The sequence below is a fragment of the Pseudooctadecabacter jejudonensis genome (genome assembly GCF_900172275.1).
Classification (GTDB): Bacteria; Pseudomonadota; Alphaproteobacteria; order Rhodobacterales; family Rhodobacteraceae; genus Octadecabacter; species Octadecabacter jejudonensis.
This window is the reverse complement of the sequence record NZ_FWFT01000003.1, coordinates 353,662-372,966: the sequence shown is the minus strand read 5'-3', so window position 1 is coordinate 372,966 and position 19,305 is coordinate 353,662. Positions and strand designations below refer to the sequence as shown.

The following is a 19,305-nucleotide window of genomic DNA, read 5'->3' as shown; positions in this document are numbered from 1 at the left end:
CGATTGCCGAGCGAGGCTCGGTCAGTCGTTCACCCCTGTAACGCCCTGACCCTCACGTCCCCCTCAACCTTCGCCTTGATCGCCAGTGCTGCTGCGTGGCTCCCGGCCAGCGTGGTGTAGTAGGGGATGCGGTCGGCCAGGGCGATGGCGCGGATGGAGCGGCTGTCTTCGACGGCGGCTGTGCCTTCGGTGGAATTCATCACCAGCGCGATTTCGCCGTCCTTCAGCAGATCCGCCACGGTGCGGCCGCCTTCGTACACTTTGTTGACGACTGCCGTGTCGATCCCGCGGTCCTTGAGCCAGCTGGCCGTGCCTTTGGTGGCGCAGAGCGACATGCCGAGGCCTGCGAGGATCTGGGCGGTCTCAACCAGTTGGTCGGTTTTGTCGGTGTCTTTGATGGACAGGAAGACCGTGCCGGACGTGGGCAGATCGACGCCCGCGCCCATTTGCGCCTTCAGAAACGCGCGGTCGAATGACCGCGCCCAGCCCATGACTTCGCCGGTGGAGCGCATTTCGGGGCCCAGGATTGTGTCGACCCCGGGGAAGCGGTTGAAGGGCAGCACGGCCTCTTTCACGGAGAACCACGGGGTGTGCGGGTCGGCCAAGGTAAAGGGGTTGCCGAGCGGCATGACGTCCATCGGATCGTCGGCGGGAGCGTAGGGTTCGCGCAGCGGGAAGTTGGACAGAGGCTCACCGGCCATGAGGCGCGCGGCGATGGAGGCGACGGCGCTATCGGTGGCTTTGGCGACGAAGGGGACAGTGCGGGAGGCGCGAGGATTGACCTCGATCAGATAAACCGCACCGTCTTTGACGGCGAATTGCACGTTCATCAGGCCCACGACTTTGAGGGCCAATGCCAGTTCGCGGGTTTGACGTTTGATTTCCGCGATGATGTCTGCGGGCAGGGTGTGGGGCGGCAGGCAGCAGGCGCTGTCACCGGAGTGCACACCTGCCTCTTCGATGTGCTGCATGATGCCTGCGACGTGGGTGTCTTTGCCGTCGCTGAGGCAATCGACGTCCACCTCAACCGCGCCGGAGAGGTAGCTGTCCAGCAGGACGGGGCTGTCGCCGGAGACCACAACGGCCTCGGCGATGTAGCGTTCCAGTTGGGCCATGTCGCGGACGATTTCCATGGCGCGGCCACCCAGCACGTAAGAGGGGCGGATGACGAGGGGGAAGCCGATGTCTTCCGCGATTTTCATCGCCTCATCATCGGTGGAGGCGATGCCGTTTTTGGGCTGTTTGAGGTTCAGGTCGTTCACGAGCGCCTGAAACCGTTCGCGGTCTTCGGCCCAGTCGATGCTGTCGGGTGAGGTGCCGAGGATGGGGATGCCTGCGTCGTGCAGCGCCCCCGCGATCTTGAGGGGGGTCTGGCCGCCGAACTGGACGATAACGCCGTGCAGCGTGCCGTTTTCCTGCTCAACCCGCAGAATTTCCATGACATTTTCAAACGTCAGCGGTTCGAAATAGAGACGATCAGAGGTGTCGTAGTCGGTCGACACTGTCTCAGGGTTGCAGTTGACCATGATCGTTTCATAGCCCTGATCGGTCAGGGCGAAACAGGCGTGGCAGCAGCAATAGTCAAATTCGATCCCTTGGCCGATACGGTTGGGGCCACCGCCCAGGATGACGACCTTTTTGCGGTCTGAGGGTCGCGCCTCACATTCCACGTCGCCCATCATCGGGGCCTCGTAGGTGGAATACATGTAGGGGGTCTGGGCCTCAAATTCTGCCGCGCAGGTGTCGATGCGTTTGAAGACCGCCTTCACGCCTGCATCAAGACGGGCCTTGCGAACCTCAGCTTCGCTGTGACCCGCAAGGCTGGCCAGACGGGCGTCGGTGAAGCCCAGCATTTTGAGGGACCGCAGGGCGGAGGTGCCGGTGGGCAGGCCACCCGACTTAACACCCTCTTCCGCGTCGATGATTTCGCGGAACCGGTCGAGGAACCACGGATCAAAGGACGTGACCGCCTGAATGTCTTCGTTGCTGAGCCCATGGCGCATGGCTTGGGCGATGACGCGGATGCGGTCGGGGGTTTGTTTGGCCAGTGCTTTGGTGATGGCGGCGCGGTCGGGTGCTCCTTCGATTTCGATCTCATCAAAGCCCGTCAGGCCGTTTTCCATCGACGCCAGCGCCTTTTGCATGCTTTCGTGGAAGGTGCGGCCGATGGCCATGACCTCGCCCACGGATTTCATGGCGGTGGTCAGATAGGGTTCGGAGCCTGGGAACTTCTCAAACGCGAAGCGTGGGATTTTGGTGACGACGTAGTCGATGGAGGGTTCAAACGACGCAGGCGTGACTCCGGTGATGTCGTTGTCGAGCTCATCCAAGGTGAAGCCCACGGCGAGCTTGGCGGCGATCTTGGCGATGGGAAAGCCCGTCGCCTTGGAGGCCAGCGCGGAGGAGCGCGACACGCGGGGGTTCATTTCGATGACGACCATGCGGCCATCGGCGGGGTTCACGGCCCATTGCACGTTGGACCCGCCGGTTTCCACGCCGATTTCACGCAGCACGTTGATGCTGTGCGTGCGCATGATCTGATATTCTTTGTCGGTCAACGTGAGCGCCGGAGCCACGGTGATGCTGTCGCCTGTGTGTACGCCCATGGGGTCCACGTTTTCGATGGAACAGACGATGATGGCGTTGTCGGCAGTGTCGCGGACGACCTCCATCTCGTATTCTTTCCAGCCGAGCAGAGATTCGTCGACGAGGATCTGCGCCACGGGCGACGCCTCCATGCCTGTGCGGCAGAAATGTTCGTAGTCTTCGCGGTTGTAGGCCACGCCGCCGCCGGTGCCGCCCAACGTGAAGGCGGGGCGGATGATCGCCGGAAGGCCGATGTCTTCGAGCGCGTCCATGGCCAGACGCAGGCCTTCATTGATGTCGAATTTATCCGTCACGCGGGCGGCGTCTTTGTCCAGCGTGGGGGCTGTGACGATGGTGGCCTTGGGGTTTTCGATGCCCAGACGGTCCATCGCCTCACGGAACAGCTGGCGGTCTTCGGCCATTTCGATGGCTTCGCGTTTGGCGCCGATCATCTCAACGCCGTATTTTTCCAGCACGCCCATGTCGGCCAGTGCCAAGGACGTGTTCAGGCCCGTCTGCCCGCCCATGGTGGGCAAGAGCGCGTCGGGGCGTTCTTTTTCGATGATTTTGGCGACGGTCTCTGGCGTGATGGGCTCGATGTAGGTGGCATCGGCCAGCCCAGGGTCCGTCATGATGGTGGCGGGGTTGGAGTTGACGAGGATGACGCGGTAGCCTTCCTCACGCAGGGCCTTGCAGGCTTGCGCGCCGGAGTAGTCAAATTCGCAGGCTTGCCCGATGACAATGGGCCCCGCACCAATGATCATGATCGACTGGATGTCGGTTCTCTTTGGCATGGCAGCGCCCCCATTGTAGTCCCAAGTGCTGGGATTTTTTCAAATTGTCCGCGTTATAGGGAACGGCCAAGCTGGCGCAAGGGGCAATGGCAACCGGTGGTGGGGTATTTTTCGGTTTTTGGTCACAGGCGCGGGAACCAAACGCAGGCGCCACACGTATCATGTCACGTCCAACTGACAGACAGGAGCGCCCAATGACATCATCTGCCCTCATTTTTGGATCCATCGGATCTGTCGCCGAAACCTCTGATTTGCAGCGCCGTGCGTTCAATGCGGCCTTTGCCGATGCGGGGCTGGAGTGGGAGTGGTCCTTGCCTGAGTACAAGGAGATGCTGCGCAAGCCAGGTGGGCGCAACCGCATCGCGGACTATGCCGCCGCCCGTGGGGACGATGTGGATGCCGAGGCCCTGCATGAGGCCAAGGTCGAAGCGTTTGAACGGATGGTGAAACAGGAGGGGTTGGTGCCCCGTCCCGGCGTGGTTGAGGTGATCACCGCGGCACGGGATGCGGGGATGTTGCTGGGCTGGGCCACAACCACCACGCCGCGCACGGTTGAATTGATGTTGAGCGGGCTGTTTCCCACCATCCCGCGATCGATTTTTGAATTTATTGGCGATGCAACGATGGTCGAGGCGGGCAAACCCGCCCCCGATATCTACACCCTTGCCCTGTCAGAGATGGGCGTGCGCGCAGACGAGGCCGTTGCGGTTGAAGACACGCCCGAGGCCGCCGAGGCCGCCGTTGCCGCGCAGTTGCGCACGATCGGATTTGCAAATGAGATGGCGGCGGGGCGATCTTTTCCGGAAGGGGTGACGCTGATCACGAATTTGTTGGATGCCGATGTTGTGGTGCACAAAGACGCAGCTTAGGCTTTTCATTTGTGGAAAAATGAGAAATATCAGCACTGTACCTGTGTAAAAAGATGTGGCTTGGGTGCAGTTTGCTGCAGGGCAGCGAAACATGACAGGGTGGTATGTAAACTTTAGTTGACAGAATGAGTGTCACTTTAAGTTTGCAGTCCGCTATCTAACCCCCTTACTTTTAAGGACAATATTTGCGGGCTGCCGTGCGGCCCCATGTCGACTTCTTAGGTGGTTTCATGGCAGAACCTCTTGTTGCGCCTTTGCGCCGTCCCAATCGGTCGGGCTTTATGGCCCCGTTTTTAGTGTTGGAAATGGTCGCGGCCATTGGGTCCGCTATGGGGGCCGACAGTTTGGAAGAGGTTCTCAAAGAGGCGCAGTTATACCGGTTGCCGGACGCGGATGAACCGGTGCGCGAGGACAAGGTGGCGCGGTTGCATCAGGCCATGCGCCGGAAGTGGCCAGATGAGGCCGTCGCGATGTCGACCCGGGCCGGGGCCGAAGCCGGGCAGCGGATCATGGAAACCCAGATCACCACCAAGGCCCAAGGCATGTTGGCGAAAATGCCGCGCGCTACGGGCGCCTGGCTGTTGGCCAAGACCGCGCGGCAGAACGCCTGGACGTTTTCAGGATCGGGTGAGTTCGTTGTGGAAAGCGAAAACCGGTTCATTTTGCGTGAGAATCCCATTTTGGTGGGGGAAACATCCGAGGTGATGGTGTGCGATTTCCATGCCAGTCTGTTTGAGAGGCTGTTCAGCACGTTGATCCATCCACGGCTGGTCTGTCGTGAGACGCAGTGCCATGCGCGCGGTGATGAGGCCTGCGTGTTCGAATTCACCATGTCCGAGGCGTAAGCCAACAGATCGACGCCCTTGTGGTGCCGATGGGCGGGGATGGCCGTCCTGACGCGCTGTCCTTGCTTGACTTCGCGCGCTGATCAGGGTGTAGGGGGCGGACGTATTTTTTCGCTCATCGAACGCCCCGAGGATCTGACCCATGCACGCCTACCGAAGCCACACCTGCGCAGAATTGACCAAGGACGCCGTGGGGGAAACCGTGCGCCTGTCGGGCTGGGTGCACCGCGTGCGCGACCACGGCGGCGTGTTGTTCATAGACCTGCGCGACCACTACGGCGTGACGCAGGTGTTGTGCGACCCTGACAGCCCCGTCTTTGCCGAGGTCGAGAAGGTGCGCAGCGAATGGTGTATCCGCATCGATGGCACGGTGAAGGCGCGGGACGAAAGCCTTGTGAACGCCAAACTGCCGACCGGTGAGATTGAGGTCTTCATCCGCGACATGGAGGTGTTGGGCGCCGCCAATGAGCTGCCCCTGATGGTCTTTGGGGATCAGGAATATCCAGAAGAAACCCGTCTGAAATACCGCTATCTGGATCTGCGCCGCGAGGCGATGCAGGACAACATGAAACTGCGGTCCGACGTTGTGGCCTCCATGCGCAAACGCATGTGGGACACAGGGTTCCGCGAATACCAGACGCCGATCATCACGGCGTCTTCGCCCGAAGGCGCGCGGGACTTCCTTGTGCCGTCCCGTTTGCATCCCGGCAAGTTTTACGCCCTGCCGCAGGCGCCGCAGCAGTTCAAACAGCTGATCATGGTGTCGGGCTATGACAAGTATTTCCAGATCGCACCGTGTTTCCGGGACGAAGACCCCCGCGCCGATCGTTCACCGACCGATTTCTATCAGTTGGACCTTGAGATGTCGTTCGTCGAACAGCAGGACGTGTTCGACACGATCCAGCCCGTTCTGACAGGAATCTTTGAGGAATTTGGCGGGGGCCGCGTGGTCGATCAGGAGTGGCCGCAGATTTCCTATCGTGATGCGGCCCTGTGGTATGGCACCGACAAGCCTGATTTGCGGAACCCGATCAAGATGCAAGTGGTCTCTGACCATTTCCGCGGGTCCGGTTTTGCCATCTTTGCCAAGCTGTTGGAACAGGACGGCACCGAGGTGCGCGCGATCCCTGCACCCACAGGCGGCAGCCGCAAGTTCTGTGACCGCATGAACGCCTTTGCGCAAAAAGAAGGCCTGCCCGGGATGGGGTACATCTTCTGGCGCAAGCAATCGCCAGACACCATTGCGCAGGAACGCGGGATCACGGTGAAAGAGGTCAACGCGCTGATCAAATCCGGTGAGATCACATTGGGTGAGGAGGCCGCAGGACCGCTGGCCAAGAACATAGGGCCCGAGCGCACGGAAGCGATCCGCCAGCAGCTTGGCCTTGGCGTGGGCGATGCGGCGTTCTTCCTGGGCGGCAAGCCCAAGGCGTTTGAGGGCGTGGCCGGCAAGGCACGTCAGGTGATCGGTGATGAGTTGGGCCTGACGGATACGAACCGGTTTGCCTTTGCCTGGATTGTGGATTTCCCGATCTACGAACGGGACGCTGAGACCGGTGAGATTGATTTCGAGCACAACCCGTTCTCCATGCCGCAGGGCGGGATGGAGGCGCTGAATGGCGCGCCGGAGGATGTTTTGGGGTATCAGTATGATCTGGCCTGCAACGGCTACGAACTGGTGTCCGGTGCGATCCGGAACCACCGCCCCGAGATCATGTTCAAGGCGTTCGAGATTGCCGGATACGGCAAGGATGAGGTTGAAAAGCGGTTCGGCGGGATGGTCAACGCGTTCCAATATGGCGCCCCGCCCCACGGGGGCTGTGCCGCTGGCATCGACCGGATTGTGATGTTGCTGGCCGATGCGACCAACATCCGTGAGGTCATCATGTTCCCGATGAACCAGCGCGCCGAAGACCTGATGATGGGCGCCCCGAATGAGCCGATGAACGAACAGCTGCGCGAATTGCGCCTGCGGGTGCTGCCGCCTGAGGATTGATCCTGCGGGTCCGGTGCCTCTAAATTTCCGGAAATTTAGAGGGCTGTTACAGGCGATGTTTGTGGACGATGGGCGGGGATTCTCCGCCCATTGTTGTGCGGGGAACGATAAACCTTGTCCCGCCCACCTTGCGTTGCCAGATATAGGCCATGTCTTTTGATCCCACCCGCGCGGCCATCCGGTTTGGCAATGGGCTGTCCCCCACTGTGACGCCGCCCGTGTCTGTGGCGGATATGATGGCCCGTGTGACAGGCCCCGATGTCGCGGCGGCGGCGCATCCGATCCCCCACTTTGATGACATGTATCCGACCCAATGGGATTTCCGTCTTGCGGGTGGGGCTGTTGCCGATGCGCAAACCGATGCCGAACGAGAGGCCGCAGAGGAGGCGCGGCGCGAAATGCGGGCCGCCGCGGGCGATTTGTGGGCGCTGAACACCATGCGGCAACTGGCGCGCGATGTCACCACCGAAGACGGGTTTCGCGAACGTCTGGTGCGGTTTTGGGCCGATCATTTCACGGCGCCGCCCACCAACGGACAGTGGCGGTATCAGGTCTATCCCACCATCGAACAGCGCATCCGGCCCTATATCGCCGGTCCGTTTCGGGACATGTTGCGGGCGGCTGTGACCAATCCGATGTTGATCCAGTTTCTTAGCCAGTCGGGATCGATGGGGCCGAATTCGCCCTTTGGGGTGCGGCGCGGGCGGGGGCTGAATGAGAACATGGCGCGTGAGGTGTTGGAGCTGCACACCTTGGGCGTGGGCGGGCGCTACACCCAAGACGACGTGCGCCAGTTTGCAGAGCTTTTGACGGGCCTGACCTACAGCGCGCGACGCGGGTTTCAGTATGACGCCCGCCGCGCCGAGCCGGGGGCAGAGACGGTGTTGGGCCGGTCCTATGGCGGGGGCGAGGCGACGTTGGATCAGGTTCTGGCGGCCCTCGACGATCTGGCGTTGCATCCGGACACGGCCCATCATTTGGCGCGTAAATTGGCCGTTCATTTCATCGCGCCCGATCCGGATCCGGATTTGGTGGGGGCCATGGCCGCCGCCTATTTGGCCGAAGGCGGCCAGTTGGCCGCGCTCTACCAAGCGATGTTGCAGCATGAGGCCGCCTGGGCCACCCCCGCGCGGCGCGTGAAACGGCCCTACGGGTTTGTGGCGGCGTCGCTGCGGGCTTTGGCTGTTCCGCCTGATGAGTTGACGGGCTACAGCTACGGGGATGTGGCGCGCGGCGTGTTTCGCCCGCTGACGGCCATGGGCCAGACCATCCACCAGCCGCCCGGGCCGGACGGGTGGCCCGAAGAGGATGAGGCCTGGATCACGCCGCAAGGCATGGCGGGCCGCATCACCTGGGCCATGCAAATGCCTGAACGTCTGTTAGACCGCTTACCCGATCCGCGTGACTTTGTCTTTACCGCCCTTGGCCCCACCCCGCCCGAGGCGGTGTTGTTTGCGGCCAATGCCGCCGAAACCGTGCCCGATGGGATCGGTCTGGTGCTGGCCTCATCGGCGTTTCAAAGGAGATAAGCATGGATCGCAGACGGTTTTTGCTGAATGCAGCGGCGGTTGGGTGCTCAGCGGCGGCGTCGCCCTTGATCACGCCGGTGGCTTTGGCGGCAGCACCTTGGGACACGCGGCTGGTGGTGATCATTCTGCGCGGCGGTGTGGACGGGCTGGATGTGATCCAGCCTTACGGCGATCCGGCGCTGGCGGCGTTGCGGCCCAATTTGCCTGTGGGAGAGGCCGCAGGCGCGCTGGATCTGGACGGATTTTACAGCCTGCACTCGGGGTTTTCGGCGCTCAAACCAATGTATGACGCGGGGGAGTTCGGGGCCGTGCATGCGGTCTCAACGCCCTATCGCGGCAAACGCAGCCATTTTGACGGACAGGATATTCTTGAGGCTGGCCTGCCCGGATTGGGGCAGGGAGGGCTGCGCGACGGGTGGTTGAACCGCATGTTGCAGATCATTCCGGGGCTTGAGCCGGAGATCGCCTATGCCATCGGGCCAGAACAGTTGTTGGTTCTGACCGGTGAGGCGCGGGCGGCGCGGTGGTCGCCCGAGGCGGAGTTGCGCATTTCGGCCAATGCGCGCGCGCTGTTGAATGTGGTGCACCATGATGATCCGCTGTTTCGGGATGCATCGGAGGATGCCATTGAAATCGTGGAACAAATCGCCGCCGAAGCCGCCGCGATGGAGGCCGCGATTGAGGCGGGGGAGCCTGTGGACGACGGCATGATGATGGGGATGGCCGCAAGCCAAGGCGGCAATCGCACCACCCGCAGCCTTGCCCAATTTGCGGCCTCACGTCTGAGGCGGGACACGCGGATTGCCGCGTTTTCCGTCAACGGGTGGGACAGCCATGCGCGTCAGTCGCGGCAGTTGGACCGGCGCGGATCTGCTTTGGCGGAGGTGTTGATCACGCTCAAAGACGGGTTGGGGCCGGTGTGGGACAAAACGGCGGTGCTGTGCATGACGGAATTTGGCCGCACGGCGCGCGAAAACGGCTCTCAGGGCACGGACCACGGCACGGGAGGGGCGCTGTTTTATGCGGGCGGCGCGCTGCGCGGCGGGCAGGTTTTGGGCGACTGGCCCGGCGTGGGGGAGGGCGCGCTGTACGAAGGGCGCGACCTGCTGCCCACGCGGGACGTGCGGGCCTATGCGGCGCACGCCATGCGGGGCTTGATCGGGTTGGACCGCGCCGCATTGGAAGGGGTCATCTTCCCGGGGCTTGAGATGGGCGACGCCCCGCGATTTGTTCTTTAGGGCTGTCGCGCGGCCCTTTGGGGCCGATCAGGGCCGATCAGACGCCCGTTGCAGGCTCAATCTGTTCGATCACGGCGTTGGTGTCGTCCGCCAGATCCTGCGCCGGTGTGCCAACGGTCGCCATAACAGCGGCGCCCAGCAAGACCAGGCCGGCGGTCAAAACCATCCAGTCGATGGTGGTGTTGCCGTCTTCTTCTGTCCAGAATTTCTTAACAAAACGTTCCATGGGAATTCCTCTTGATGAAATCAGGGTCTTGAGGGTCTTATGTCCGTAGATTGCGGCAACATTCTGCCGGAGGTGCGGCAAAGGTCGGGGCATTTGAGGGTTTGATCATGGTGGTGACGTCACGGCCGGTGGGCCCGCAGGTGGTGTTTGAGGGCGCGGATGTGCCGCCCGGCGTCCCGCTTCGGGGGCGTTTTGTGCGGCTGGAGCCGATGGCGCCTGCGCGCCATGGCCCCGCGTTGTGGCCCCACATCAAGGATCACGCTGCGGTCTGGGATTACCTCTATGAGGCCCCGCCCGAAGATGAGGCCGCGTTCATCCAGACGTTGGAGGTGTCCTGCGCCAAGCCCGGTTGGCATGGGTATGCTGTGGTGCAGCCTGACGGGGCTGTTGTGGGCTATGCGTTTTATCTGAACACCGTGCCGGACATGGGCACGATCGAGGTTGGCAATATCAATTTCTCGCCCCTGTTGCAGCGCACCCCTGCAGCGACCGAGGCGATGTTTTTGATGATGCGGCAGGCGTTTGATTTGGGATATCGGCGGTATGAATGGAAGTGCAACGCCCTGAATGCGCCGTCCCGCCGTGCGGCCCAAAGACTGGGATTTTCCTGGGAAGGAATTTTCCGCCAACATCTGATTGTCAAAGGGCGTAACCGGGACACCGCATGGCTTGCCATGACGGACGCAGAGTGGGGGGGGTTGCGCGCGGCGTTTGAGACATGGCTCGACCCCGCAAATTTTGACGCGGGCGGGCAGCAGGTGCGGGCCTTGGGGCCGTTGACCACCCCCCACCGTGTGGCCAGCGATCCGGACCAGTGACATCCATAGCGCCGCTGTCAAAGGGTGGCTGTCACAGAGCAGCTGTTCGCGCGATGCGGTCTTGCACCATGGCTGCGATTCGCGCGACCTGACTGCCGACGGCGCTGCCGTCGGTCTGCAGCTGCGCGAGGGTTTGGGTTTCTTGTGCCAAGGGCGTGTCACCTGCGCTGCGGGCGATGCCGCCCAGAAACTGTGTCAGATAGCGCAGGGTGCGGGCGTCGGTGGGGTCTTCCAAGGCGACGGCGGCGGCGGCCAGATCGTCGCGTAGGGCGACCTCATCTGGAATAACCGTGTCATCGGACAGCACGCGCAGGCCTTTGGGCTGACGCTCGGCGGGCAGATGTTCGAGGATTTTGGACTGAAAGAAGCCGATGTTGCTGATGGGTTTGTCGAGGAACCCGTCAGCGCCTGCCTTGCGGGCCAAGGCCTCCCCCTCCGGATCGCCGGAGGTGCCGAGGACCACATCCACCCGTGGGCGGGCGGCTGTCAGATCACGGATCAGATCCACGCCCGACCCATCGGGCAAGCCAATGTCGATGATCACGACGGAGGGCCGGTAGACGGCCAGGTGCCGCTGTGCGCTGAACAGGCTATCGGCGCGGCGGATGCGCGCGCCAGAGCGCAGGCAAAGAAGGCGCAGCGCCTCAGACGCGAAGCGGCTGTCTTCGACGACCAAAACGGTCAGACCCAGAAGCGGGCGGTTCGCGGTCGGCGGGCGGGTTTGCATAAAATCGTCAAGGCTGTCCATGGTGGTCCCCCTTGGGTGGGTGTGTTTGCGGATCACTGTCTGCGACTCAGTAAACGCCATTGTGGTGAATGTTCCGTTAACGGTGATTCTCCACAGTGACGCTGCGCTGCGGCAGGGTGTCCGTTGTACCCGGCGCGCGGCTGGATCATAAGGGGCCAAGACGAGGAGAGAGACCATGATCGGACGATTGAACCATGTGGCCATCGCTGTGCCAGACCTTGAGGCCGCGTGTGCGCAGTATCGCAGCGCTTTGGGCGCAAATGTTGGCGCGCCGCAGGATGAGCCGGACCACGGGGTCACGGTGGTGTTCGTTGAGCTGCCCAACACCAAGATCGAGTTTTTGTATCCCTTGGGCGAGGACAGCCCGATCAAGGGGTTTCTGGAAAAGAACCCTGCGGGGGGCATCCATCACATCTGCTATGAGGTGGATGATATTCTGGCGGCCCGCGACACATTGCAGGCCGAAGGGGCCCGCGTTCTGGGGTCGGGTGAGCCCAAGATCGGCGCCCATGGCAAGCCGGTGTTGTTTTTGCACCCCAAGGATTTCAATGGCTGCTTGATTGAGCTGGAAGAGGTCTAGGTTCTGTTTGGCAGACGGGCCCTGCGGGGCGAGTTTTTCGGGTCGGATGAAGCGGGTCGAGGCGTTAGGCGCGATCTGTCAGAGAGTTTGGAGAGGCTGAGATATGGGTATCACATCGGCAATTGTCTTGTTCGCCGTCGTCTGGTTCATGACGTTCTTTATCGTCTTGCCGTTGCGGTTGACCACCCAAGGGGAAGAGGGCGAGGTCGTGCCGGGCACCCATAAATCTGCCCCAGCGGATGCGCAGATCGGGCGGCGGGCGCGGATCACCACTTATTGGGCGTTTCCGATTTGGGCGGTGTTGGCGACCATCATTCTGTCGGGCTGGATTTCGGTGCGCGACATTGACTGGTTTGACCGGATGGCGACGCCTCAGGGTGCGCAAGAGGTCAGCGAGTAGCGGCCACACGGTGATAGAGGTGCGTGAAGGTTGCCGCGCCCAAGATCGGGACCAGCAGATTGAGCACCGGAATGGTCAGCGGAACCGCTATAAGGGTTCCGGCCATCCAGATTTGAGGTAAGTTGCGCCGCCGCAGGTCCTTGGCCCCTTGCCTGCCGGCGCGGCGCATGGCGGCCACGGTGAAATATTCCCGCCCCAGCAAAAAGCCGTTGATCAGGTAGAACATCACCGGTGCGGCGAACCAAAAAAGCGGCAAGAGCAGCAACCCCACGAGGTTTACGAAGATCAGCAGCGCCATAAAGGACAGGGTGTCGCGGATCCCGTCAGCCCAGCTGACAGGGGTCGCGGCGGGCAGGTGGGGGTAGTGCTGCGCCTCAACCGCCGCGGCCACGTCTTCCAGGAACAGCGATGTGATGGCCGAGGCGACAGGGATCATCAAAAAGATCGAAAAGACCAGCATCAGTGCCATGCTGCCCCAGCTGAGAAGGCCGCCCACAAAGGCATTCGGCCCCAGAAACGGCAGATCGAGCGAGGCCGGATCAAGCCAGCCCAAAAACCCCAAGAAGGCCGCATAGACCGCAACCAGCAGCGCAAGCGTCAGCCCGACGCCCAAGGCCAGCACCCGCCGAAACCGCGGATCGCCCATTTGGGCCAGCGCCTTTGTCACGTCGGACAGGATCATGTGCTGACCCAGCTGACTTTCTGGGCCAGATCGGGGCGGGGCCGTTCTGGGGGCGCGTTGGTCTCAGTGCCGATGTGGATGAACCCCGCCACCCGTTCGTGGGATGCAAGGCCCAATCCGATTTCCGCGAATGTGCGATCATGGGACGCCCAACCGCTCAGCCAGTTTGCCCCCCAGCCCGCCGCCAATGCCGCGTTGAGCAGGGACAAACACACCGCGCCTGCGGAATAGGTTTGTTCAATCGCGGGGATTTTGTCCGAGGCCACTTGGGTTTCGATGACGGCCACGGCGAGGTCTGCATCGGCATATTGCGCGATGCCCTTGGCGCGTTTGTCCTCTGCCACGCCCAAGGGGGCAGCGCGGGTTTCGGCCAAGGCGGCCAGCCGTGTCAGGGCGGGTTTTTCCAGCACGATGAACCGCCACGGTTCCAGTTTGCCGTGATCGGGCGTGCGGGCGGCTGCGGTCAGGATTTCCGTCAACGCGTCGCGGTCTGGCACCGGCGCCTGCAGGGTTTTGGCAGGCCGCGACCGGCGGGTCAGTAGAAAATCGAGGGCGGGTTGATTGCGCGGCGGCATGAGGTCTCCTGTCCGTTTTCCGACATATGGGGGCGCGCCGCGCCAGATGCCAGCCTAGCTGATGGGCGCAGGCAGAAAACCGGTCAGCCAGATGCGAAATATGTCGGGATGTTCGGCGATTTCGAAATAGCCAATATGTGCGCCCGGGGCCCTTGCGTCGCGCAGGACGACCCAATCGTAGCCCTGCGGTTGCGTGTAAGGCCCATCTTGGGTGATGTCGGTGCGACTGCTGTAGGTGTCTGCGACCGCGTCAAGATAGGGGATCGCAACACCGCCCTCAAACAGAGGCGCGCCTTGCCATCTTTCGACACTGAAATAGCAATCCATGCGGGCGATGGCGTCATCGGGCCAATTCACATCAGACCAGAACGTGAGCGGAATAGGCCCGGCTGAGGGAGAATAGGACAAGGTCAACGGGTCGTTTTGGCGGAGGGCCTGTTGGTCTTGCGACAGCACGCGCCCTGCGCGGCTGCAATAATAGGTGGCGATGTTGGCCGGGGTGTCGATGACGCCCTCGCTGTGCCAGTAAAACGGATCCTCTATGCCGTCAGGCAGGCTGTCAGGCCCAAGATGATAATAGAAGGTGCCTGCGCCGAACTGGGGGCGCAACACGTCCAGAACGTCTGCCAAGGCGATGTTCGGTTGGGTGCTGAGCCTCTGGGCGGCCTGCAACAGTTGGGCGGGGTCCGGCGTGGTTTGTGCGCAGACGGGGGTGGCACAGATTAGCGCGAGGACCAGCCCCCTCACAATGCGTCCCGCATGGCGTCGATCTGGGTCTGCACGAAGGTGTCGAAGGCGGGCCCGGGTTGGCGCAAAGGAAAGACATCGCCAAAGGGATCAGGGGCGGTGATGGCGCTGCCCGACATCTGTTGCAGGACGTGATGGCCGCAAAATGGAACGTAGACTTCGGAATAGCCGCCCTCATGGGCCATCATCAAACGACCCGCGCAGAGGTCATCGGCCAGCGTCATGACACGGGCGGTCATCTGCCCGAAGGTGTCGGCTGTGGCCAACATGCGCCCCAACGGATCAATCGCGGCGGCATCAAAACCGCAGGCGATGACGATGACATCGGGGGCAAAGGCGCGGATCTGATCTGCCACGATCTGATCCATCACCGCCAGATACCCCGCATGGCCGACCCCGGCTGGCAAGGGGATATTAAGGTTAACGCCCGTCCCCGCGCCCCGGCCGCGATCGGCGAAATGGCCGCTGTCCATGGGGTAGTTGCGGTCTTGATGGATCGAAACCGTCAACACATCTGGGTCTTCGTAGAAAATCGCTTCTGTGCCGTTGCCGTGGTGCACGTCCCAATCCAACACCACAAAACGGTCCGCCAACCCCTTGGCGCGGGCGGCCTCAATCGCGATGGCGAGGTTGGCCATCAGGCAAAATCCGTTGGGATAATCCGGCAAGCAGTGGTGCCCGGGCGGGCGGCTGAGGGCGTAGGCGTTCGTCACCTCACCGCGCAAAACGGCCTCCAACGCGGCGACCGAAAGGCCCGCGGACAGGGCCGCAATCTCATACCCGCCGGGCCCGAACGGCGTGCGGCGGCCCATCTCGCCGCCGCCCTGATCGGACAGGTCTTTAAAGGCATCGAGGTAGGAGGCCGGATGCACCCGCAACAGATCCGCGCGCCCAGCCTGCGCCGCGCCGCGCAGGGACAGATCCCCAGACAAACCGGTCACATCGATCAGGTTCTTCAGACGTCGTTTGCTTTCAGGGCTTTCGGGCAACCCGCCATCCAAAGGCTGCACAAGTCCGCCCACAGGCAACATGCCCGCATAATTGCCACCCCCGTGCCAAAAACATCTCTCGTCAAAGAAAAAACCTGTGGTCATGGCGCGCGGCCTCCCTTCTTTGGGTCAAAAATACCTAAAATCCAACTTGCGCCTCACTCGGGCCGCAACCGGTAGGCGCCTTCGGGCAAATCCAGCGCCATGGACAGATCGCGCAGTTGCGACATCGACAATGTGACGGTGACAGGCATGTCGGTGCGCGGGTCCACTTGGGTCACGGTCACGCAGTCCTCGAACGCGTTGATGATGACGTCCTCGCGAAAGGGCGCGTCGTCCTCGGCTTCATCCACGAGGGTGACGACGGTGGCGTCGAAATCGTGCTCTATGGTGAACATGGGGCCTCCAGCGTGGGTTACGTTCAGCTTGCGGCGGGGGCGGTGTGGCGTCAACCGCCCCGTGGCGCCATTGGGGTCCGTCATTGGGGTCCGTCATGGGGGTCGGCACTTGACAGCCATGTGACTGGCGGGGCGGTGATCTGGGGTGGAAGCCAGCAGTGGGGGTGCTAAATTATGTCCCGAACAAGCAAAGGACATGAAGAATGATGCGTGCGATGTTGGTCGCCTGTTTGGTCGCGACCTTGGCCGCCTGTGAGGTTGTCCCCCAGGTCGGGCCCCAGGTTGGGTCTCAGGGGCAGACGACTGCGGGCGGTGTTCGTCCGACGCCGGTGGCCGCACCGGCACCGGCCCCTACGGCAGGGGATGCGATGGGCCCTCGGGCCGCCGCGCGGGCCTTTGTGCAGGTGGTTGATCAGCTGGAACCGGTGGCCGAGAGGGAATGCCGTGCGCGGTCCCCGCAGCTGAATTGCGATTTTCTGATCGTGGTGGATGACCGCCCCGGTCTTCCGCGCAACGCCTTTCAAACCGTCAATGACAACGGACGCCCCATCATCGGCTTTACCCTGTCGCTGATCGAAGACGCGCGCAACCGCGATGAAATCGCCTTTATCATGGCCCATGAGGCCGCCCACCACATCGAAGACCACCTGACCCAACAGCGCCGCATCGCCGTGCTGGGGGCGTCTGTTTTTGGCCAGCTGGCAGGTGATTTTGGTGGCACGGGGGAGGCGGTGCGCACCGCGCAAGAGTTGGGCGCCATCGTGGGCGCGCGCAGCTATTCCAAGGATTTTGAGCTGGAGGCCGACCGTCTGGGCACCATCATCGCCGCGCGGGCGGGCTATGATCCGGTATTGGGGTCAGAATTCTTTTTCCGCATTCCCGATCCGGGTGATCAGTTCCTGGGCACCCATCCCCCCAATGCGCAACGTATTCAGGTGGTGCGGGACACAGCGGCGGGGTTGTAGACCTGACCGGGCACCGCCCTTGCCACCTCTGCCCCCCTCACGGCCCCAGTCACGCAACCTGGGGCATCCCGATGACGATGGCTGCGAAAAAGCACACGGAGGCCGCCAGAACAAAGCCATGCCAAATGGCGTTTTGATACCGCAGTCCCTCAAGGCTGAAAATCACGGCCCCCACCGTATAGGTCGCGCCGCCCACGCCCAGCAAAACCAGGCCGGCGGTCGGCACGACGGGAAAAAGCGACGTGATCAGCGCAAGGCTGAGCCAGCCAAGCCCGAGATACAACACCGTGCCCATGTGGCCGGAGCCGCCACGGGTGCCCCAGAAAAACAGCTTTGCCACCGCCCCGATGGCCGCCAAGACCCAAACCAAGGTCAGCACGCCATAGGCAAAGGCAGACCCGATCAACACGACCAGCGGCGTATAGGTGCCTGCGATCTTGAAATAAATCGCCGCGTGATCAATCCGCCGCAGCGCAGGCCGCAGCCGTTCCCACGGGGTGAAGTGATAACAGGCGGAGGCCACAAAGGACGCAATCAACGCCGCCCCATAGACAGATGCGCCCACAATCGTGCCTGCATCCATTGTGGCCGTTGCCCAGATCAACAAAAAAACCGTGCCCGTGATCGCAAAGCCCACGCCCGCTGCGTGCATCACGCCATCCGCAATCCGTTCAGCGAGGGCGTATTTGGGGTAGGGGTCAGAATGGGTCATGCCATTAAGGTAGGGCATATTTGTAAACTATTCACTCACACTTCCGTGGCGTCACGAAAGGGTCATTGGGGTGTTGGGCGACATATCGCTATCTCTTGCCGCACGAATTGCAACTTTTTTGAAACTCTGGTCCTCGGCCCTACGTGGCTTAGGGACACATCAACGACGGGAGACCCCAATGCGTCTTACACTTGCAGCAACTCTTTTGGCCGCCACACCGATGATGGCTCTTGCCGCCGGATCCGGCAGCAGCACACCCCCCACCCCCACCGAGACCACGGAACAATGCGTTGAAGGTCTGGTGTTCGATCTGGCCACGCAGACCTGCATGACGCCCGAGCAGTCCACCAACGATGACAACGCGATGATGGATGCCGTGCGTGAGCTGTCCTATGAGGGCCGTTATGCAGATGCGCGTCAGGTGCTGGACCTTCTCGATCCTGCCGACAGCATGGTACAGACCTATTACGGTTTCACCGCACGCAAGATGGGCGACATGGACGGCGCGATGTCCTTTTATCAGGCCGCGTTGACGATTGATCCCAACAACAATCTGGCGCGGTCCTACATGGGCCAGGGCATGGTCTCCATGGGTGATCTGGTCGGCGCACAGGCCCAGCTGACCGAAATTCGCGCCCGTGATGGCCGCCAGACATGGCCCGAGATTGCCTTGCGCATGGCGATCGACACCGGCGTAGGCCCGTCCTACTAAGCCTTTGGTATTTTGAGTACGAGTATTTGCGCGGGTCCTGAAACAGGGCCCGCGTTTTGCGTTTGGGGGTTGCGCCAAGGGCGCGCGCGCCGTCATGTGGGGCGCGATGTTGGTTCTCGACAACATATTTACTGACCGAGGGTCGAAATACGCGGTCTCCGGCGGGCCATGTGCGGATGCGGCGGGGGCCAAGGCCTTTGTCAAAACGCTCTGCCGGACCAAGAAATTCGCCAAGGCCACCCACAACACCTGGGGCCTCATCCTGCCCTGCGGCACCCCGATCAAGAACGACGACGGCGAGGCCGGCGCGGGCATGGTCATCCTGCGCATGTTGGAGCGAGAGGGCGTAGTGGGCGAAATTGTTGTCGTCACCCGCTGGTTTGGCGGCACCCATCTGGGTGGTGACCGGTTCCGCCGCGTCCAGGACGCCGTGCGCGTCTATCTGGACGCGCGCTAGGCCGCCTGGGCCTTGGCCTTGCGGCGGATGTGCCACCGATAAATCAGCGGGGCCAACACGCGGTCATAGGCAAAGACCGTCAGGGGCCGGATGACGGGCCAGCCGGTGACGCGGGCCAGCCAATGATAGCGCGGCATCTGCGCCCACAGCACGCGAAACGCAGGCATGCCGGACAGCAATTCACCGTCATGCAGCACATAAAGCCGCCGCGCGGCCTGATCGGCCGTCAAATCCCATGTGGCCAGCGCGTCTGAATTCAGATCGTCAAACCGGATCGGCAGCGCGCTGTCTTGCGCATATTTTTCATAGTGCCGGATCTCGAAATTGCAGACGGGACAGTCTGCGTTGAAAAGGACTTTGGTGTTTTCTTGTTCCATGTTCCTCAGATAGGCTGCGGCATGCGACGTGCCAGTGGGGCGCGCCGCCGCAGGGGGCAAAT

The 19,305-nt window shown here is 62.1% G+C and carries 21 protein-coding genes; 11 read left to right on the top strand and 10 right to left on the bottom strand.

The window, feature by feature from the left end; all coding sequences use genetic code 11:
* Window positions 1-29: 29 nt before the first annotated feature.
* Window positions 30-3,380, bottom strand: a complete 3,351-nt coding sequence (carB, locus tag PSJ8397_RS10955; protein WP_085864644.1) for a carbamoyl-phosphate synthase large subunit — start codon at window positions 3,378-3,380, stop codon at window positions 30-32.
* Window positions 3,381-3,574: 194 nt separating this feature from the next.
* On the opposite strand from carB, the gene PSJ8397_RS10950 reads away from it, so the two are divergent.
* From PSJ8397_RS10950 to PSJ8397_RS10930, 5 genes are all read left to right on the top strand, one after another.
* Window positions 3,575-4,249 carry an HAD-IA family hydrolase gene (locus tag PSJ8397_RS10950; RefSeq protein WP_159453131.1) on the top strand — a complete coding sequence of 225 codons (675 nt, stop codon included), beginning with the start codon at window positions 3,575-3,577 and terminating at the stop codon, window positions 4,247-4,249.
* Window positions 4,250-4,479: 230 nt separating this feature from the next.
* Window positions 4,480-5,094: a bacteriochlorophyll 4-vinyl reductase gene (gene bchJ / locus PSJ8397_RS10945; protein ID WP_085864642.1), complete on the top strand. Its 615-nt coding sequence runs from the start codon at window positions 4,480-4,482 to the stop codon at window positions 5,092-5,094.
* A gap of 142 nt (window positions 5,095-5,236) precedes the next feature.
* Window positions 5,237-7,090: an aspartate--tRNA ligase gene (gene aspS / locus PSJ8397_RS10940; protein WP_085864641.1), complete on the top strand. Its 1,854-nt coding sequence runs from the start codon at window positions 5,237-5,239 to the stop codon at window positions 7,088-7,090.
* A 149-nt stretch (window positions 7,091-7,239) separates the two neighbouring features.
* Complete coding sequence (locus tag PSJ8397_RS10935) at window positions 7,240-8,619, top strand: DUF1800 domain-containing protein (protein ID WP_085864640.1); 1,380 nt, start codon at window positions 7,240-7,242, stop codon at window positions 8,617-8,619.
* Window positions 8,620-8,621: 2 nt separating this feature from the next.
* A complete protein-coding gene (locus PSJ8397_RS10930; RefSeq protein WP_085864639.1) occupies window positions 8,622-9,857 on the top strand; it encodes a DUF1501 domain-containing protein in 1,236 nt (411 codons plus the stop codon).
* Window positions 9,858-9,894: 37 nt separating this feature from the next.
* On the opposite strand, the gene PSJ8397_RS10925 is transcribed toward PSJ8397_RS10930, so the two are convergent.
* On the bottom strand, window positions 9,895-10,083 hold the full coding sequence (locus PSJ8397_RS10925; RefSeq protein WP_085864638.1) for a Flp family type IVb pilin: 189 nt from the start codon (window positions 10,081-10,083) through the stop codon (window positions 9,895-9,897).
* Window positions 10,084-10,190: 107 nt separating this feature from the next.
* Between PSJ8397_RS10925 and PSJ8397_RS10920 the strand changes: the two genes are divergently transcribed.
* Window positions 10,191-10,901, top strand: a complete 711-nt coding sequence (locus tag PSJ8397_RS10920) for a GNAT family N-acetyltransferase (protein ID WP_085864637.1) — start codon at window positions 10,191-10,193, stop codon at window positions 10,899-10,901.
* A 31-nt stretch (window positions 10,902-10,932) separates the two neighbouring features.
* Here PSJ8397_RS10920 and PSJ8397_RS10915 read toward each other — a convergent pair whose 3' ends face one another.
* Window positions 10,933-11,649 (bottom strand): response regulator, encoded by a 717-nt coding sequence (locus tag PSJ8397_RS10915; RefSeq protein WP_085864636.1) that lies wholly within the window; start codon window positions 11,647-11,649, stop codon window positions 10,933-10,935.
* 175 nt (window positions 11,650-11,824) lie between these two features.
* Here PSJ8397_RS10915 and mce point away from each other — a divergent pair, with 175 nt between their 5' ends.
* Together mce and PSJ8397_RS10905 are read left to right on the top strand one after the other, a co-directional pair.
* A complete protein-coding gene (gene mce / locus PSJ8397_RS10910) occupies window positions 11,825-12,229 on the top strand; it encodes a methylmalonyl-CoA epimerase (RefSeq protein WP_085864635.1) in 405 nt (134 codons plus the stop codon).
* Between the two features lie 103 nt (window positions 12,230-12,332).
* Window positions 12,333-12,629, top strand: a complete 297-nt coding sequence (locus PSJ8397_RS10905) for a DUF1467 family protein (protein ID WP_085864634.1) — start codon at window positions 12,333-12,335, stop codon at window positions 12,627-12,629.
* On the opposite strand, the gene PSJ8397_RS10900 is transcribed toward PSJ8397_RS10905, so the two are convergent.
* Genes PSJ8397_RS10900 through PSJ8397_RS10880 form a run of 5 tightly spaced genes read right to left on the bottom strand, consistent with a single transcriptional unit; the run spans window position 12,619 to window position 16,020 of the window.
* Window positions 12,619-13,311 (bottom strand): EI24 domain-containing protein, encoded by a 693-nt coding sequence (locus PSJ8397_RS10900; RefSeq protein WP_085864633.1) that lies wholly within the window; start codon window positions 13,309-13,311, stop codon window positions 12,619-12,621. The genes PSJ8397_RS10905 and PSJ8397_RS10900 overlap by 11 nt on opposite strands.
* Window positions 13,308-13,886, bottom strand: coding sequence for a nitroreductase family protein (locus tag PSJ8397_RS10895; RefSeq protein WP_085864632.1), 579 nt, complete (start codon window positions 13,884-13,886; stop codon window positions 13,308-13,310). The genes PSJ8397_RS10900 and PSJ8397_RS10895 overlap by 4 nt, the downstream gene beginning before the upstream one ends.
* A 54-nt stretch (window positions 13,887-13,940) precedes the next feature.
* Window positions 13,941-14,633: a hypothetical protein gene (locus PSJ8397_RS10890; RefSeq protein ID WP_085864631.1), complete on the bottom strand. Its 693-nt coding sequence runs from the start codon at window positions 14,631-14,633 to the stop codon at window positions 13,941-13,943.
* Window positions 14,630-15,727, bottom strand: coding sequence for a class II histone deacetylase (locus tag PSJ8397_RS10885; protein WP_085864630.1), 1,098 nt, complete (start codon window positions 15,725-15,727; stop codon window positions 14,630-14,632). Before PSJ8397_RS10885 ends, PSJ8397_RS10890 begins: the two co-directional genes overlap by 4 nt.
* Before the next feature lie 53 nt (window positions 15,728-15,780).
* Complete coding sequence (locus tag PSJ8397_RS10880) at window positions 15,781-16,020, bottom strand: hypothetical protein (RefSeq protein WP_085864880.1); 240 nt, start codon at window positions 16,018-16,020, stop codon at window positions 15,781-15,783.
* 203 nt (window positions 16,021-16,223) lie between these two features.
* Here PSJ8397_RS10880 and PSJ8397_RS10875 point away from each other — a divergent pair, with 203 nt between their 5' ends.
* Window positions 16,224-16,985, top strand: a complete 762-nt coding sequence (locus PSJ8397_RS10875; protein ID WP_085864629.1) for a M48 family metallopeptidase — start codon at window positions 16,224-16,226, stop codon at window positions 16,983-16,985.
* A 49-nt stretch (window positions 16,986-17,034) separates the two neighbouring features.
* Here the strand turns inward: PSJ8397_RS10875 and trhA are convergent, their stop codons facing one another.
* On the bottom strand, window positions 17,035-17,697 hold the full coding sequence (gene trhA, locus PSJ8397_RS10870) for a PAQR family membrane homeostasis protein TrhA (RefSeq protein ID WP_085864628.1): 663 nt from the start codon (window positions 17,695-17,697) through the stop codon (window positions 17,035-17,037).
* 178 nt (window positions 17,698-17,875) lie between these two features.
* On the opposite strand from trhA, the gene PSJ8397_RS10865 reads away from it, so the two are divergent.
* Together PSJ8397_RS10865 and PSJ8397_RS10860 are read left to right on the top strand one after the other, a co-directional pair.
* The gene (locus PSJ8397_RS10865) at window positions 17,876-18,409 is read left to right on the top strand and encodes a tetratricopeptide repeat protein (RefSeq protein WP_085864627.1); all 534 of its coding nucleotides are present in this window, start codon (window positions 17,876-17,878) and stop codon (window positions 18,407-18,409) included.
* 106 nt (window positions 18,410-18,515) lie between these two features.
* Window positions 18,516-18,866: a YigZ family protein gene (locus PSJ8397_RS10860; RefSeq protein ID WP_085864879.1), complete on the top strand. Its 351-nt coding sequence runs from the start codon at window positions 18,516-18,518 to the stop codon at window positions 18,864-18,866.
* Here the strand turns inward: PSJ8397_RS10860 and PSJ8397_RS10855 are convergent.
* Complete coding sequence (locus tag PSJ8397_RS10855) at window positions 18,863-19,243, bottom strand: thiol-disulfide oxidoreductase DCC family protein (protein WP_085864626.1); 381 nt, start codon at window positions 19,241-19,243, stop codon at window positions 18,863-18,865. The two genes, PSJ8397_RS10860 and PSJ8397_RS10855, sit on opposite strands and share 4 nt — an antisense overlap.
* Between the last annotated feature and the right edge of the window lie 62 nt (window positions 19,244-19,305).

Coding starts and splice junctions, on each gene's coding strand:
- carB (WP_085864644.1), bottom strand. CDS start 3,380: ATGCCAAAGAGAACCGACATCCAGTCGATCATGATCATTGGTGCGGGG.
- PSJ8397_RS10950 (WP_159453131.1), top strand. CDS start 3,575: ATGACATCATCTGCCCTCATTTTTGGATCCATCGGATCTGTCGCCGAA.
- bchJ (WP_085864642.1), top strand. CDS start 4,480: ATGGCAGAACCTCTTGTTGCGCCTTTGCGCCGTCCCAATCGGTCGGGC.
- aspS (WP_085864641.1), top strand. CDS start 5,237: ATGCACGCCTACCGAAGCCACACCTGCGCAGAATTGACCAAGGACGCC.
- PSJ8397_RS10935 (WP_085864640.1), top strand. CDS start 7,240: ATGTCTTTTGATCCCACCCGCGCGGCCATCCGGTTTGGCAATGGGCTG.
- PSJ8397_RS10930 (WP_085864639.1), top strand. CDS start 8,622: ATGGATCGCAGACGGTTTTTGCTGAATGCAGCGGCGGTTGGGTGCTCA.
- PSJ8397_RS10925 (WP_085864638.1), bottom strand. CDS start 10,083: ATGGAACGTTTTGTTAAGAAATTCTGGACAGAAGAAGACGGCAACACC.
- PSJ8397_RS10920 (WP_085864637.1), top strand. CDS start 10,191: ATGGTGGTGACGTCACGGCCGGTGGGCCCGCAGGTGGTGTTTGAGGGC.
- PSJ8397_RS10915 (WP_085864636.1), bottom strand. CDS start 11,649: ATGGACAGCCTTGACGATTTTATGCAAACCCGCCCGCCGACCGCGAAC.
- mce (WP_085864635.1), top strand. CDS start 11,825: ATGATCGGACGATTGAACCATGTGGCCATCGCTGTGCCAGACCTTGAG.
- PSJ8397_RS10905 (WP_085864634.1), top strand. CDS start 12,333: ATGGGTATCACATCGGCAATTGTCTTGTTCGCCGTCGTCTGGTTCATG.
- PSJ8397_RS10900 (WP_085864633.1), bottom strand. CDS start 13,311: ATGATCCTGTCCGACGTGACAAAGGCGCTGGCCCAAATGGGCGATCCG.
- PSJ8397_RS10895 (WP_085864632.1), bottom strand. CDS start 13,886: ATGCCGCCGCGCAATCAACCCGCCCTCGATTTTCTACTGACCCGCCGG.
- PSJ8397_RS10885 (WP_085864630.1), bottom strand. CDS start 15,727: ATGACCACAGGTTTTTTCTTTGACGAGAGATGTTTTTGGCACGGGGGT.
- PSJ8397_RS10880 (WP_085864880.1), bottom strand. CDS start 16,020: ATGTTCACCATAGAGCACGATTTCGACGCCACCGTCGTCACCCTCGTG.
- PSJ8397_RS10875 (WP_085864629.1), top strand. CDS start 16,224: ATGATGCGTGCGATGTTGGTCGCCTGTTTGGTCGCGACCTTGGCCGCC.
- trhA (WP_085864628.1), bottom strand. CDS start 17,697: ATGACCCATTCTGACCCCTACCCCAAATACGCCCTCGCTGAACGGATT.
- PSJ8397_RS10865 (WP_085864627.1), top strand. CDS start 17,876: ATGCGTCTTACACTTGCAGCAACTCTTTTGGCCGCCACACCGATGATG.
- PSJ8397_RS10860 (WP_085864879.1), top strand. CDS start 18,516: ATGTTGGTTCTCGACAACATATTTACTGACCGAGGGTCGAAATACGCG.
- PSJ8397_RS10855 (WP_085864626.1), bottom strand. CDS start 19,243: ATGGAACAAGAAAACACCAAAGTCCTTTTCAACGCAGACTGTCCCGTC.